The organism is Arthrobacter sp. zg-Y179 (assembly GCF_020907345.1).
GTDB lineage: Bacteria > Actinomycetota > Actinomycetes > Actinomycetales > Micrococcaceae > Arthrobacter_B > Arthrobacter_B jinronghuae.
In genome coordinates this window covers 139838-154909 of sequence record NZ_JAJJOB010000008.1, presented here as the reverse complement: position 1 = coordinate 154909, position 15072 = coordinate 139838, and the positions used below count along the sequence as shown (strand labels likewise).

Below are 15072 nucleotides of genomic sequence, written 5' to 3'. Positions count from 1 at the left end.
AGCAGTACTTGCCTTCCTCCCGCATGCCGCGCGTGGCCTACTACGCGCACCACCATGGCACCGGACACCTGCGGCATGCCGCCAACATTGCCCGGCTGGGCGCCGTGGAGCTGCTTGTCACCGGCACCGCCCCCGCCGGTGGATCCCCGCAGCTGCCCGGTGGTGCGCGGTTTGCGCCGCTGCCGCCCGACGTCGGACCCGACGGCCCGTTCGCGCCCGGCCCGGGGGAGTTCCTGCACTATGCGCCGGCTGGATCGGCGCTGCAGTCCCGCTTCAGCCGGCTGCACCGGCTCTGGGAGGAATTTGCCCCGGATGTAGTGGTTGTGGATGTATCCGTGGAGGTTGCCGCCTTTGCCAGGCTGGCGGGTTATCCGGTCATCCACCGCCGGATGCACGGAGAACGGACCGATCCGGCCCACCGCCTGGCTTATGACTCCGTTCACCGGCTCATCGCCTACTTCCCGGAAACCATCGAGGACCCGGCGCATCTGCGGGCTTACGGCTCCAAGAGCACCTATCTGGGCATGCTCGCTCCGGACACCGCTCCCTCCGCCGGGCTCGTGCCCGTGCGGCCGCGGACCGTCGCGGTGCAGACCTCCCTGGGCGGAACCGGCGTGGCGCTGGAGGATCTGCTCGCCGCCGCCCGGCAGACCCCGGACTGGCAGTGGGACGTGATGGGACATACCGCCGGCGCCCCGGGCGAGGTTCCCGCGAATGTGTCGCTGCTGGGCGTGGTGGCGGACCCGGGACCCCGGCTGGCCGGCGCGGACGTGGTGGTCACCTCGGCCGGGCACAATGCGGTGGCCGCCGCGGCTGCCGCCCGGCGGCCGGCGCTGCTGATTCCCGAACCCCGGCCGTTCAGGGAACAGGCCGTGTTCGCCTCCTCGCTCGCTGCGGCCGGGGCCGCGGCCGCCGCAGGCTTCGCCTCAGTGGCGGACTGGCCGAGCCTGCTGGAAGAGCTGCGCGGATCCGATCCGCAGCTGCTGGCCAGGACCCTGCTGGTTTCTCCCGACGAGTTCCGGGACCGCTTCCTGGCTGCAGTTGACTCGGCCGTGACCGGTGGCGAGAGGGATAATGCCGTTCCCGGCGGGAACGTCAGTACGGTGCATTGACGCGGGCCGCGGCGAGTTCGTCCGGAGCGGGACGGCGCAGCAGCCGCAGGTCCCCGCCGTCGCGGTCCCAGGACACGTAGCCGTCCCGGGCAAAGGCATCGAGCCAGCCGGTCATCGGCCAGCTGCCCCATTTGCCCCGGAATGCCTTGGCGTTAATGACAATGGATTCCAGGTGCTGCAGCGGCGGCCGGTGCACGCCGTGGTGCTGGTGGAACATGGTTGCCCCGGAGAACGCCAGCGGGACCGCCTGCCGCTGCGCCGTGAAGGCGAAGTCCGTATCCTCACCGCCGTACCCGGCAAAGGACTCGTCGAAGCCGCCGATCCGTTCGAGGATCTCCCGGTGCACGGCAAACCCCAGGGACCAGAACAGGGCGTATTCCCGGGAGGCAAGTGCCGGTTCTCCCGGCGCCGGTGCCAGCGCAGCGCGTGCGTGGTGCGCTACGGAGTCCCGGCGCAGCACCTGCTCGTCGCCGTCGGACACCCAGGCCTGCACGTCCGCGTCAGCCGCGAGGTAGCGGGGTGCGGCCATCACGAGGCCGCCGGTCCGGTCCAGATCCGCCAGCAGGTGCTCGAACATATCAGCTGCGGGGATGCAGTCCACGTCGAGGAAGACCAGTGTCTGGGACCGCGCCGCAGCAGCTGCGGCATTCCTGCCTGCCCCCAGGGGCAGGGGTTCGCCGGCGCCCGACGCCGCATGGACCACCCGCAGCGGCACGTCACTGGGTGGGGGAACAGCCTCGGGCTGGTTGAGGAAGCAGACCACTATCTCGGCGGGCCTGCGGGTGGCGCGGCTGATCCCGCGGACGGCATTGGCCAGGTGGGCATCGCGTTCCGAGCTGATGATAAGCACCGAAAACGCCTGATCCGTGCCGGTCTGCTGCGGCTGCATTCGTTCCTTCCGCCGGGGGTGCCCTCCGCGGACACCGCAAAATACTAAGTATACTGAAGACGGTTTTTTACAGCGGCGGAAGAGGATGCGTGGGCAGGTCGGAAGGATCGAACATCAGGGTGGCGTCGGTGCCGCACAGTCAGGTTTATATCCGGCATACCGGTGCCGTCCCGGGGGAGCGGAACCCGGTGGTACGCCTGCCGGACCCGGACCCCCGCAACCCCGGCCAGTCCACGGAGGCGACGTGGTGGCCTCCGGTCATGCTGGACGCCGGCTGGATCCGGCAGAACGCGGACAGCTTCGACCTGATGCACATCCACTTCGGCTTCGACGCCATTTCGCCCCAGGACCTGCAGGCGGTCACCGACGAGCTGAAGGCCCAGGGGAAACCGCTGGTCTACACGGTCCACGACCTCCGCAATCCGCACCACCTCACGCCGGAGGCACACGACGCGCAGCTGAACGTGCTGATCTCCGCAGCCGATGCGTTGATCACGCTCACCCCCGGGGCCGCCGCCGTCGTCGAGCGCCGGTGGGGCCGCCGCCCGCAGGTGCTGCCGCATCCGCACGTGGTGGACCTCGAGGAGCTCGAGCGGCGCCAGGCCCTGCGGCTGGCAGCCGGTCCGCGTGAGGAGTTCCGTGTCGGCGTGCACCTGAAGAGCCTGCGCCCGAACATGATGGAGGGCGCGGTTCTTCCGGACCTGCTCGACGCCGTGGAGCAGCTGCCCGGTGCCGTGCTGCAGGTGAACGGACATCCGGACATCCTGACTCCCGGAGGGGACAAGTACCGCCCGGAACTGCACCGCTGGCTGGCGGAGGCCGCCGCGGCAGGACGGCTCGAACTGCAGGTCCGGGACTACTTCGACGAACCACGGCTCTGGGACTACCTGTCGAGCCTGGATGTGTCCGTGCTGCCGTACCGGTTCGGCACCCACTCGGGCTGGCTCGAAGCGTGCACGGACCTGGGCACGGCCGTGCTGGCCCCGTCCTGCGGCTTCTACGCCCAGCAGCGCGCCGGTGTCACCGAATTCGTGCATAACGAGGACGGGCTCGATGCCCAGTCCCTGGCCAACGCGCTCAAGCAAGTGCATGCCGCCCGGAACCGGCCGCGAATGAGCCGCGCGGAGCGGACCGCCGAGCGCCGGCAGGTAGCCGCAGCGCATGAGGAGATCTACCGGTCCCTGCTCACGGACTAGGAGGATGCCCCGCCCGCCGGGCCGGCACCGCGCAGTGCCTGTTCCAGTCCGGCCAGCCGGTCCGGTGTAAGGGGCGTGCCGGGAAACCGGGCCAGCCGGCGCAGCGGCATACTGCCCATGAGCGCCAGCGCGTCGGCCATGCCGCCGGTTCCGCCCGCAGCATCACCGGCGCCGCCCAGCAGCGTACGCCCCAGCGGATGCGCCAGCCACTCAGAGATGGTCGAATCCAGTGTCAGCGGGGCCGCCGTGCCGTCGGTGCCCGGCAGATCAATGGTTCCGCTGAGCCGGATATCCCGGGAGGAGGACCCGACGTCGATCCGGTAAGTTCCGCCGTCGGTAATCCACCGGTGCGACGCCGGATCGAACCTCGCCAGGTCCGGCAGCGGTACCGTCAACGCAACAGGAGCCGAGGCACCGGGTTCGAGGAAGACCTTGCGGAACGCCCGGAGCTCGCGGGGCGGCCGTACCGCGGGTCCCGCAGGAGCGCCGGAGTACACCTGCAGGACTTCGGCACCGGCCCGGCTGCCGGTATTCGTGAGTGTTGCCTCGACCGCCAGGACCGGCCCCGTGTCCGTGTCCGCAAGGCGGAGGGCCAGGCCGGTGTAGTCGAAAGCGGTGTAGGACAGCCCGTGGCCGAAGGCGAAGGCCGGTTCGATGGCCCGCGCGTCATACCAGCGGTAGCCCACCAACACCCCTTCGCCGTAGCGGACGGTGCCCGCCTCGCCGGGATAGTTCCCGAAGGCCGGCGTATCTTCGATCCGCCGGGGAAAGGTTTCCGCGAGTTTTCCAGAGGGGTTCACGTCTCCCAGCACGACATCCGCCAGTGCTTCGCCTCCGGCCTGCCCGGGCAGCCACGCCTCCAGCACGGCCGGTACCTGCTCCACCCACCCGGTGTCCACTGCGCCGCCGTTGAACAGCACCACCACGGTCCAGGGATTTGCGGCGGTCACCGCCCGCAGCAGCGCCAACTGGTTCTCCGGCAGGGCCAGGTCCGGGCGGTCGAATCCCTCCGACTCCTTGTCCTCGGGCAGGCCGAGGAAGAACAGCACCGCGTCGGCGGCCGCGGCAGCGGCCTCCGCTTCGGCCACCAGCTCCGGGTCGGGCGTTCCGTCCAGCCGGTAACCGGCAGCAAAGACTGCTGCAGCGGTCCGCTCGGACAGGACCTCCAGCGGGACGCTCACCCGCGTGGGGGTCACCTGCGAGGAACCGGCCCCCTGGTACCGGGGGGTGCGGGCCAGCTCGCCCACCACGGCCAGCCGCAGGGCGGGGGAGAAGGGCAGGATTCCGCCCTCGTTCTTCAGCAGCACCATGGACGCCGCAGCGGCCTCGCGTGCCAGCTGGTGGTGTCCGTCCAGGTCCGCATCCTTGTGCGCCGGCGTGGCGGTGCGGTCTGCCAGCTGCAGCAGCCGCGCCACGGATGAATCCACCATCTGCTGGTTGACGGTGCCGGCGTCCAGGCCGGCCTGCAGTTCCGCCAGCCCCAGCCCGCCGCTGGCGGGCATCTCCAGGTCCAGTCCGGCGTCGAGTGCGGCCGCCCGATCCGTGACCGCACCCCAGTCGGACATCACCAGGCCGTCGAAACCCCACTCACCGCGCAGGACCGTCTCCAGCAGCCAGGCGTTCTCCGCGGCGTGGATGCCGTTGACCTTGTTGTAGGCAGCCATCAGGGTCCACGGGTGTGCGGTCCGGACCACCGTTTCGAAAGCCCTGAGGTAAATCTCGTGCAGGGTCCGTTCGTCCACCGCCGCGTCAATTCGCATCCGGTCCGCTTCCTGGTTGTTCGCGGCGAAGTGCTTGGGGCAGGCCGCCACCCCCTCGGACTGGAGGGCGCGAACCCAGGCAGCCCCCAGTGCGCCGGCCAGCAGCGGGTCTTCTGAGAAGTACTCGAAGTTGCGTCCGCACAGGGGAGTGCGCTTGATGTTCAGGCCCGGTCCCAGCACGACGTCGACATGCGCGGCGGCCGCTTCCCGCGCCGTCGCCGTGCCGAGTCGGGCCAGCAGGTCCGTATCCCACGAGCACGCCGTCAGGCATTCGGCCGGGAAGCAGGTGGCAGGAAGCGCGTCGCCGATTCCCGGCTCGGTGTCGCTGCGCGGACGCCGGATGCCGTGCGGCCCGTCGGCGAGCACCAGGGGCCGGAGCCCTGCCGCCGGGGCAGCGGCGGTGCTCCAGAAGGACGCTCCGGACAGCAGGGCGGGTCTTTCGTCCGGCGGGAGGGAAGACACCCGCTCCCGGAGCGAAGCAGCGGACGGCTGGTCAGGTGAGGGCATCGGCATGTGCCGGAGTCTAGGTCCCGGCCGCGGCCGGGAGAAGAGCACCGGGCGGCTGAAGCGGTACAGGTGCTGAGCCTGTCGGCGGAACCTGCCCTGCCGCTAGTGTTTCGGTAACGAACAGCAGCGGCAGAACCGGAGTCCTCGTGGACGGAGCAGACCAATGATCAGCCAGCTGGACCGTTACCGGCAGATCGCCGAAATCCTCTCCCGCAACGGCCTCGGCTTCCTGGTGTCCGCCCTCGGCCTGGAGGGCAGGCTGCCGTTCCGCCGCCAGCAGGCGGCCGAGCCGGGAGCGAAGCCCCGCACCCGTCCGGAGTACCTGCGTACGGCCCTGGAGGAGCTGGGCCCCACGTATGTGAAAATGGGCCAGCTGCTCTCCACCCGCCCGGACCTGCTGCCCCCGGAGTACCAGCGGGAGCTGGCGAAGCTGCAGGATGACGCCGAAGCGGTCCCGTGGCCGCAGATCGCCGACGAGCTACGGCAGGAACTGGGCGGAGACCCGCTGGAGGTCTTCCGGTCCTTCGACACCACGGTCATGGCAAGCGCCTCGATCGGGCAGGTCTACGCCGCCGTCCTCAAAGACGGCACCGAGGTGGTGGTCAAGGTACGCCGGCCCGGCATCGCCGCGCAGGTGGAGCAGGACCTGGAAATCCTGCAGAACCTGGCCAATGCGGCCGGCAAGCGCTGGGAAGCCGCCCGCGACTACGACCTCACCGGGCTGATGGACGAGTTCGCCTCCACCCTCCGCTCGGAACTGGACTATCTCCAGGAAGGCCGCAATGCGGACCGGTTCCAGGCCAACTTCCAAGACGACGCCGCGATCACCATTCCCGCCGTCTACTGGGACCACAGCACCTCCCGGGTCCTCACGATGGACCGGATCCGGGGAATGAAGGTCACGGACGTTGCCGCGCTCGACGCCGCCGGGATCGACCGTCCGGCGCTGGCGGTGTCCGCGGCACGCGTTGAAATGAAGATGGTCTTCGACGACGGGTTTTTCCATGCGGACCCGCACCCGGGAAACCTTTTCGTGGAGCCCGGCGGCCGGGTGGGGCTGATCGACTTCGGGATGGTGGGCGAGGTTGACGAGAAGCTGCGCAGCCAGCTGTCAGCCCTGTTCATCGGCATCGTGCGCAAGGATCCCGAGCGGATCACCAATGCGCTGGTTCGGATCAACGCCTCAGGGATGCGGGTGAACCGGGTGAAGCTGAGGATGGACCTTGGTCCGCTGATCCGCCTGTATTCGGGCAAGGACCTGGCTTCGGCACCGGTGGGAACCATCATCACCACCGGGCTCGGCATCCTGCGCACGCACCACATCCAGCTGCCGCGGGAAATGGCGCTGCTGCTGAGGATGCTGATCATGACCGAGGGAATGGGCGAGGTATTGGATCCCCAGTTCCGGCTGGGCCCCACCCTGGGACCCTATGCCCGCAGGATGGCGGTGCACCAGCTGAACCCGGTGAACTACGCCCGCAGGCTCGGCCGTGCCGGAACCGAGGTCCTGGAGCTGGGTGCTGAACTGCCGGACCAGGCGCGCCGGCTGCTCAGCACCCTGGAAATCGAGGGAGTGGAGGTCCACCTCCGCGGCGAGGAACTGCTGCCGCTGGTGATGCGGCTGGAGCGCGTGGGCAACCGGCTGGTGGCGGCAATCTTTGCATCGGCGTTTATCCGTGGTGTGGGGGAGCTGACGCTGGGTGATTCGTCCCGCTGGAAATCGTGGCAGGCCCCGCTGATGAGTGCCGGGCTCGCATCGACCGGGGCACTGGGCGGATACATCGCCTGGACGTCGCGCCGGGCCCGGCTGCGCGGCATGTGACACCGCAGTATGTGACACCGCGGCATACGACGCAGGGCCGGGGCGGGAAAAGTTCCCACCCCGGCCCTGCGGGTAATGCGGATGCTGCCTCTTATGCAGTGGCCGGACGCACCGGGGCGGCAGGCTTGTCCAGGTGCAGACCCAGTTCCGCCGTCGGGGTGTGCGCGGTCTCCTTGGCGGTGAGGGCGGAAATCGCTGCGATGGCGCAGATGGTGCCGGTGAACATGCTGGTCACCACCCATCCGCCGGGTTCCAGTCCGCCGATGGCAGCAACGATGGACGGTGCGAAACCGGCCATCAGGAAGCCGAGCTGCGTGCCGATGGCGAGGCCCGAGAAGCGGACCTTGGCGCTGAACATCTCTCCGTAAAAGGACGGCCAGACGGCGTTCGCGGCCGCGTAGCCGCAGGAGAAGACGGCCACGGAGAGGGCGAACTGCAGCAGGGTGTTACCGGACTCCATGGACAGCAGGTAGAACGGCATGATCACCGCGCTGGATACCGCGCCGTAAACGAAGACCGGACGACGCCCGATCCGGTCGGCCAGTCGCCCGAACAGCGGCTGCGTGAACAGCGCGAAGACGTTGCCGGCGACCACGAGCCAGAGCGTAATGTTTGCGTCCACGTTGCCCACCTCGGTGCCGTACTTGATGGCCAGCGTTCCGTAGACGGTGGAAACCGCCGCGATAAAGGCGCAGCAGATGACCCGCAGTACGTCGCGCCAGTGGTCCTTCAGCAGGACGCCCACCGGCAGCTTCACGATCTCGTTGCGTTCCTTGGCCTCGGTGAAGGTGGGGGTTTCGTGCAGCGAGCGGCGGATGAAGAAGGTGACGAGGACAACCACGGCACTGAGCCAGAACGGAATACGCCAGCCGATGCCGTATTTGATGTCGTCCGGCAGGGCAACGACGGGAATGAACACCAGTGCGGCAAGGATCTGCCCGCCCTGGGTACCGGTCAGGGTCCAGGACGTGAAGAACGAGCGGCGGTTGTCCGGGGCGTGTTCCAGGGTCATGGAACTGGCACCGGCCTGCTCGCCGGCGGCGGAAAGTCCCTGCATCAGGCGGCAGAAGACCAGCAGGACCGGAGCCCACCAGCCGATCGTGTTGAAGTCCGGCAGGCAGCCGATCAGGAAGGTGGACCCGCCCATCAGCAGGAGGGTGAACATCAGGACCTTCTGCCGGCCCACCCGGTCACCGAAGTGTCCGAGGATGACGGCGCCGACCGGACGGGCAATATAGGCGAAACCGAAGGTGGCAAGCGACATAACGCTGGCCTGGGTGTCGGCGTCCGGGAAGAACACGCGCGGGAAGATCAGCGCGGCAGCGGAACCGAAGATAAAGAAGTCGTAGTACTCGACGGCACTGCCCATAAAGCTGGCAGTGGCGGCCTTGCGCGGGGTCTTGCCCGTTGCTGGTCCAGCGGGGGCGGATGCGTCCATTGCATCTCTCCTGACGTGGGCTGAGGTTGGGGGGGTGCGGGTGAGGTGAGGGGTATTGGATTGTGCGGCGTTTGTGTACGGCATCGACTTGTGCGGAATGCGCACTTGTGTGCATTCTCCGTACGCTTGAAGTAATGTAGCCCACAGTTAAGGGTCCGGCAAGCAGCGACGCATATGAGTCCTGCGTGGTCGAAAGGGCACCACCGCCCACACTTAGGCACCGGAAGGAACAGCGCCATGAGCGGCACCGAGGAATCATTCGTTGTCGGGTTGATCGGGGAAGGCATCACCGCTTCCCTCACCCCGCCCATGCATGAAAGGGAGGCCGATCATCAGGGGCTGCGGTATATTTACCGGCCGATTGACCTCACTCAACTGGGCCGTCCGGGCACCGACGTCGGAGCGCTGCTGCGCGCCGGCCGGGACCTGGGCTTCAACGCCTTCAATGTGACGCATCCCTGCAAGCAGTTGGTCCTGGCCGAACTCGATGAAGTGTCCGACGACGCCGCGCGGCTGGGCGCAGTCAACACCGTCCTGATCCGCGACGGCAGGTTCATCGGGCACAACACCGATTTCTCCGGGTTCGGCGGAGCACTGGCCGGCGGATTGCCGGACGCCAAGCTGGACGCGGTGGTCCAGCTCGGCGTGGGCGGGGCAGGAGCGGCCGTGGCCTATGCCCTGCTCAAGGCGGGCACCGGACGGCTGACCCTGCTGGACCTGGACCCCCTGCGCGCTGCGGAACGCGCCGCAGCACTGTCCGGGCTCTTCCCGGACCGGCAGATCATCTCCGGTACGCCGGCAGACCTTCCAACCGTCCTGCCCGGAGCCGACGGCCTGGTCCATGCCACACCGGTGGGGATGCACTCCCATCCCGGCCTCGCCGTCGACCTGGACCTGCTCAGCTCCTCCCAGTGGGTGGCCGACGTCGTCTACCGCCCGGTGGAAACGGAACTGATCCGCGGCGCGCAGGCGCGGGGCTGCAGTGTGCTGGACGGCGGCCGGATGGCCGTGGGCCAGGCCGTGGACGCCTTTGAACTGATTACCGGCATCCGGCCCGACGCGGCGCGGATGCTCACCCACTTCCACGAACTGATTAGCCAGGGCCGCTGAGGGCCGGGGACCGGAGCACCATGCGCACGTCAATTGCCACCGTCTGCCTGAGCGGGACGCTCGAAGAAAAAATGCGTGCCTGCGCCGATGCAGGTTTCGACGGCATCGAAATCTTCGAACCGGACCTCCTGGTGTCCCCGTCCAGCCCGGAGCAGATCCGCGCGCTGGCGGACACCCTGGGCCTGGCCCTGGACCTGTACCAGCCGTTCCGCGACTTCGAAGGCGTCGAAGCACCCGTGCTGGAAGCCAACCTGGACCGGGCCCGGGCAAAGTTCGAACTGATGAACCGCTTGGGCATCAAAACCATGCTCCTGTGCAGCAACGTGGGCACTGCCACCATCGACGATGACGCCGCGGCGGCGGACCAGCTGCGCCGGCTGGGTGAACTGGCGGCCGGTTACGGGGTGAAGGTTGCCTACGAAGCACTGGCCTGGGGGCGCTACGTGAATGACTTCGAGCATGCCCAGCGCATAGTGGACCTGGCCGACCACCCGCAGATCGGCACCTGCCTGGACAGCTTCCATATCCTCTCCCGCGGATGGGACCCGGCCGCGATCGAAAAAATCCCGGCGGAGAAGATCTTCTTCGTCCAACTCGCCGACGCGCCGGAACTGTCCCTGGACGTCCTCTCCTGGAGCCGGCATTACCGGGTCTTTCCCGGCGAGGGCGCGTTCGACCTGGTGCGGTTCATGGCCCACTTGGTCCGCAGCGGCTACAACGGTCCCGTCTCCCTGGAGATCTTCAACGACGTGTTCCGGCAGACGGCCGAGGACCGCACGGCGGTGGACGCAATGCGGTCCCTGATCTGGTTGGAGGAACGTACGGCGTCGTACCTCAAAGAGCACGACGGCGGCACGCACTATCCGATGTCCCTCGCGACCCTGCCGAGCGTGGCCGAGCCTACCGGGTTCAACTTCGCCGAGGTCAAGGCCGGGAACCCGGACGCCGTCTCCGCGCTCCTGTATCAGCTGGGCTTCAGCTTCGCCGGCGGGCACCGGACCAAACCCGTGCAGCTGTGGACCTCCGGCGCGGCCCGGGTGATCATCAACGGCCAGCAGGCCGGCGGCATGGAACCGGGCATCTCGGCACTGGGCCTGGACGTGCAGGACCCGCAGGCCGCGGCCTCCCGCGCCGTGCAGCTGCGGGCCCGGCCGGTTAGCCGGCGCAGCCAGGCGGACGAGCAGGTCCTGCAGGCCGTGTTTGCCCCGGACTCCACGGAGGTCTTCCTCTGCGAAGCCACTGCCGACGGCACTGCCGCGTGGGCGGACGAGTTCGGCCCCGCGGTGCAGGAGGGGCCCGGGGGAAGCGCCGGGCAGCCGGCACAGCCGCTGATTTCGGCCATTGACCACATCAACCTGTCCCAGCCCTGGCAGCACTTCGACGAAGCGGTGCTCTTCTACGAGTCCACGCTTTCCCTGACCCCTATCGCCTCGCAGGAGGTCCCCAGCCCCATGGGGCTGGTCCGCAGCCAGGTAATGCGCAGCGCCGACGGCGGGGTGCGGTTGGCGTTGAACATTGCCCCGTTGATCGTGGAGTCCGGGCCCGGCGGCGGGGAATACCCCCAGCATGTGGCTTTCACCTCCACCGACCTGGTCGCCACGGCCCGTCAGGCCGCCGAAAGGGGCCTGCAGTTCCTGCCGGTTCCTGCCAATTACTATGAGGACCTGGCAGCCCGCTTCCGGCTGAATCCGGGCTTCCTGGCGGAACTGCAGGACCTGAACCTCCTTTATGACCGTGACGGCGACGGCGAATTCCTGCACTTTTACACGGGCACGGTGGGCAACGTGTTCTTCGAAGTGGTGGAACGGCGCGGCGGGTATGAAGGTTACGGTGCACCCAACGCACCCGTCCGGCTGGCCTCCCAGTACCTGGCGTCCCGGGGGGAACCGAAACGGAAGGCGGGGTAAGTGGAGGGCGCAGACGGCTATTACGTGAAATCAGTGGAGAAGGCCTTCGCCGTGCTGGGCGCCTTCACGCTGAACGTGCCCGAACATACGGTCAGCTCCGCGGCCGCGGCCGCAGGCATCAGCCGGGCTGCGTCGCGCCGTTTCCTGCTCACCCTCCGGGACCTGGGCTACCTGGGCTTTGACGGAACCACCTTCCGCCTGGCGCCGAGGACCCTGGACATCGGGTCCTCGTTCCTGGCGCATCTCGCCCTGCCGCACGCCGCGGAACCGCACCTGAAGCAGCTCTCCGCAGACCTGGGTGAGACGACGTCGCTGTGCATCCTGGACGGGACCGACGTCGTTTATGTTTCGCGCATCACTTCCCCCCGGCTGGTGCGGGTGGCGGTCAACGTCGGGACCCGGTTCCCGGCCTGGGCCACCTCGATGGGCAGGGTGCTGCTGGCGTCCCTGCCCGAGGCGGAGCAGGAAGCCTATTTCAGCACGGTGGAACTGCTGCCTTACACCGCGCGCACCGTCCGCAGCATCCAGGAGCTGAGGGAGTCCGTGCGCGAGACAGCCGAGAGGGGCTGGTCACGGGTGGCTGATGAGCTGGAGGACGGTCTGCGGGGCGTGGCCGTTCCGGTCCGAAGCGGCGACGGCACAGTTGTGGCGGCCGCCAACGTGTCGCTGCAGCTGCACAGCGCCGAACGCGTGGAGGAGACCGTGCTTCCGCCGCTGCGCACCGCCGCTGACCGGATAGGCCGGGACCTGGGCTAGTCGCTGTATTCGCTGGCCTTGTAGATGCTCAGGCCCAGCGCCGCGGCAACCTGGGCCACCGCATGCTGGGCCTTGACACTGTTGCCCACCTCGTCCAGCGGCGGCGCGAACCCGGCAATCGCCAGCTTGCCGGGCATGATGGCCAGGATGCCCCCGCCCACGCCGGACTTTCCCGGCAGTCCCACCCGGTAGGCCCAGTCACCGGAGGCGGTATACATCCCTTCCATGGTCATCTCGGCCAGCATGGCCGGGATGTTGGCGGCCTTCACCACCCGGTCCCCGCTCAGGGGATTGATTCCCTTATTGGCGATGGTGGCTCCCATGGCGGCCAGGTCCCGGGCGGTGACGAGGGTGGAGCACTGCCGGGTATACACATCACACGCTTCCATCGGATCCGAATACATGGTGCCGCCCGAGTACAGCAGCCAGGCAATCGCCCGGTTATGGAAGTTGGTGGACTGCTCGGAGTTATTCACCTCGTCACTCAGCGTGATTCTCCGGCCGGCAAATGCGCTCTGGACCTGCAGGATCGCCTCCCACCGATCCTCGGCGTTGTCGCCGGGAATCAGGGAAACCGTGGACATGGCCCCGGCATTGACCAAGGGTGAAACCGGTGTGTCACCGTGCAGTACAACGGAGATCACCGAGTTGAACGGTTCCCCGGTGGGATCCGCACCGACCTTTTCCTGGAAGGTTTCCAGCCCCACCTGTTCCATGGCCCACGCCATGGAGAACACCTTGGAAATGGATTCCAGCGCGAATTCGAAGCCTGTGTCACCGGCTTCGAACAACGCCCCGTCGGCGGTCATCGCGCAGACCCCGAAGAGGTCCGGGTTCACGGACGCCAGGTACGGGATGTAGCTGGCGTTTTTGCCCCCGGAGTCGTTTCGGTGGTCTGCGTACGCCGTCCGGACCGCCGATTCAATTGCGGCATCATCGAGTTTCATACCGCCGAGCTCCCGCCGTGCCCGCCGCCGTCGTCGTGCGAGAACATCACCGGCGACCCGGAGGATTCCGCTTCCCTGGTCAACTGCTGAGTCGAAACACTCGACTCGGTGACCGTCCCGGGATGCGAATGCTCAATCTGCCACGTGAACGGAACGAACTCGCTGGTCCGGTCCCGCCAGTGCGGCTTGCGGAAGGCGTAGATAAGGAACGGCAGGATGACCATCACCACCGCCCCGCCCACCAGGATGCCCACGTACACTTCCGGGGATCCCACAGAGATCTGGTCGGGCGGGATGAAGCTGAAGGCGAAAGCCATCAGTGAACCGAGGAAACCCACGCCGCCGATAATCCACATCCCGACGTCGCCTCCGGGCACCCGGTAGGGCCGCGGACGGTTCGGCTGGCTGTAGCGCAGGTATATCGCGGCAGCGAACATCAGCATGTACATAATGAGGTACAGGATCACCGTCAGCTGGCTCAGGATCTGGTAGGCGGCCTGAACCGAGGGCAGCACTACGTAGGTCAGTCCCAGGCCCGTAACCATAAAGGCCTGGAAAAACAGGATGTGGGTGCCCATTCCGTTCTTGTTGGTGTGCTGCCAGAAGCGGGGGAGGTAGCCTGCCTTCGCCACGGCAAGCATGCCCGTTGACGGACCTGCCACCCAGGTCACTACGCCGGCGAGGACGCCGATCAGCAGCATAAACGCGACTATGGGTCCAGCCCAGCCAATGCCGGCCCATTCAAACATGTCGTTGTAGGAGGTCAGCAGGCTCTGGGTGAGGTTGATATCGGCCTGGGGCACCACGAACGCGATGGCCAGGGTTCCCAGCACGAAGATGATGACCGTCCCTGCCGCTGCGGTCAGCACGGCGATCGGGTAGTCCCGGGTGGGGTTCTTGACCTCTTTGACGTGGATCGCGTTCATTTCCATGCCGGCGTAGAAAAGGAAAATCGACGCCGCGAGCACCACGTTGGAGAAGTTGCCGAAGTCGGGAATGAGTTCGCCCCAGCCCAGCTGGATCTGCGGGGTGTTGCCGGCAAAGAAATAGGAGAAGCCAAGGACGATCAAGATGGCCGCCGGAATGATGGTTCCGATGATGCCGCCCCACTGGCTCACCCGGGAGAAGGCTTTCGCACCGCGGAAGGCAATGAACGTGGCCAGCCAGTAGACCACCAGGACCACTGCGAGGACGAAGAGCTTGTTACCTGCGAGTTGCGCGTCAACGTTCTGGTTGTCCCCGGTGTAGGCCAGCGACACAGCGCCGAACGTCAGCACGGTGGGGAACCAGATGGTGACTTCGATGAAGAGCATAAACATGGCCAGGAACGCCCACCGCGGTCCGAAGGCCTCGCCGACCCAGCGGAAGACGCCGCCCGTTTCCGGCCATCCGGTGGCCAGCTCCGCGGCCACGAGGGAGACCGGAATCAGGAAGACGACGGCGGCCAGGACGTAGTAGAAAATCGAGCTCAGGCCGTACTCGGCCTCCGACGGAAGTCCGCGGAGGCTGACCACGGCCACAATGTTCATCACCGCCAGGGCGCCGATGGTGATCTGGGCGTTCTGCTTCGACTTCGCCCGCTGCCGGCCCGATCCGGACGGATTTGCTGCCTTCGAATCGCTCATTCA

The 15072-nt window shown here is 67.5% G+C and carries 11 protein-coding genes; 6 read left to right on the top strand and 5 right to left on the bottom strand.

From position 1 onward, the window contains the following. Positions 1-8 precede the first annotated feature (8 nt). Positions 9-1112 carry a glycosyltransferase gene (locus tag LOC56_RS09330; RefSeq protein WP_229951994.1) on the top strand — a complete coding sequence of 368 codons (1104 nt, stop codon included), beginning with the start codon at positions 9-11 and terminating at the stop codon, positions 1110-1112. Here LOC56_RS09330 and LOC56_RS09325 read toward each other — a convergent pair. Then, a complete protein-coding gene (locus tag LOC56_RS09325) occupies positions 1096-2001 on the bottom strand; it encodes a glycosyltransferase family 2 protein (RefSeq protein ID WP_229951993.1) in 906 nt (301 codons plus the stop codon). The genes LOC56_RS09330 and LOC56_RS09325 overlap by 17 nt on opposite strands. 89 nt (positions 2002-2090) lie before the next feature. Here LOC56_RS09325 and LOC56_RS09320 point away from each other — a divergent pair, with 89 nt between their 5' ends. Continuing rightward, a complete protein-coding gene (locus LOC56_RS09320) occupies positions 2091-3197 on the top strand; it encodes a glycosyltransferase (RefSeq protein ID WP_229951992.1) in 1107 nt (368 codons plus the stop codon). Here the strand turns inward: LOC56_RS09320 and LOC56_RS09315 are convergent. After that, a complete protein-coding gene (locus LOC56_RS09315; RefSeq protein ID WP_229951991.1) occupies positions 3194-5470 on the bottom strand; it encodes a glycoside hydrolase family 3 C-terminal domain-containing protein in 2277 nt (758 codons plus the stop codon). The genes LOC56_RS09320 and LOC56_RS09315 overlap by 4 nt on opposite strands. 157 nt (positions 5471-5627) lie before the next feature. On the opposite strand from LOC56_RS09315, the gene LOC56_RS09310 reads away from it, so the two are divergent. Next, entirely contained in the window at positions 5628-7286 is a 1659-nt protein-coding gene (locus tag LOC56_RS09310; protein ID WP_229951990.1) for an ABC1 kinase family protein, read from the top strand. Positions 7287-7377: 91 nt separating this feature from the next. Here LOC56_RS09310 and LOC56_RS09305 read toward each other — a convergent pair whose 3' ends face one another. Continuing rightward, positions 7378-8724 (bottom strand): MFS transporter, encoded by a 1347-nt coding sequence (locus LOC56_RS09305; protein WP_229951989.1) that lies wholly within the window; start codon positions 8722-8724, stop codon positions 7378-7380. A 237-nt stretch (positions 8725-8961) separates the two neighbouring features. On the opposite strand from LOC56_RS09305, the gene LOC56_RS09300 reads away from it, so the two are divergent. From LOC56_RS09300 to LOC56_RS09290, 3 genes are read left to right on the top strand one after another with little or no spacing between them, the layout of a single operon-like run. Next, the gene (locus LOC56_RS09300; protein ID WP_229951988.1) at positions 8962-9834 is read left to right on the top strand and encodes a shikimate dehydrogenase; all 873 of its coding nucleotides are present in this window, start codon (positions 8962-8964) and stop codon (positions 9832-9834) included. 20 nt (positions 9835-9854) lie between these two features. Further along, positions 9855-11741: a bifunctional sugar phosphate isomerase/epimerase/4-hydroxyphenylpyruvate dioxygenase family protein gene (locus LOC56_RS09295; protein ID WP_229951987.1), complete on the top strand. Its 1887-nt coding sequence runs from the start codon at positions 9855-9857 to the stop codon at positions 11739-11741. Continuing rightward, complete coding sequence (locus LOC56_RS09290; RefSeq protein WP_229951986.1) at positions 11742-12497, top strand: IclR family transcriptional regulator domain-containing protein; 756 nt, start codon at positions 11742-11744, stop codon at positions 12495-12497. Here LOC56_RS09290 and glsA read toward each other — a convergent pair. Together glsA and gadC are read right to left on the bottom strand one after the other, a co-directional pair. Continuing rightward, on the bottom strand, positions 12494-13444 hold the full coding sequence (gene glsA, locus LOC56_RS09285) for a glutaminase A (protein ID WP_229951985.1): 951 nt from the start codon (positions 13442-13444) through the stop codon (positions 12494-12496). The two genes, LOC56_RS09290 and glsA, sit on opposite strands and share 4 nt — an antisense overlap. After that, positions 13441-15069, bottom strand: coding sequence for a putative glutamine/gamma-aminobutyrate antiporter GadC (gadC, locus tag LOC56_RS09280; protein ID WP_229951984.1), 1629 nt, complete (start codon positions 15067-15069; stop codon positions 13441-13443). Before gadC ends, glsA begins: the two co-directional genes overlap by 4 nt. Positions 15070-15072: the final 3 nt, after the last annotated feature.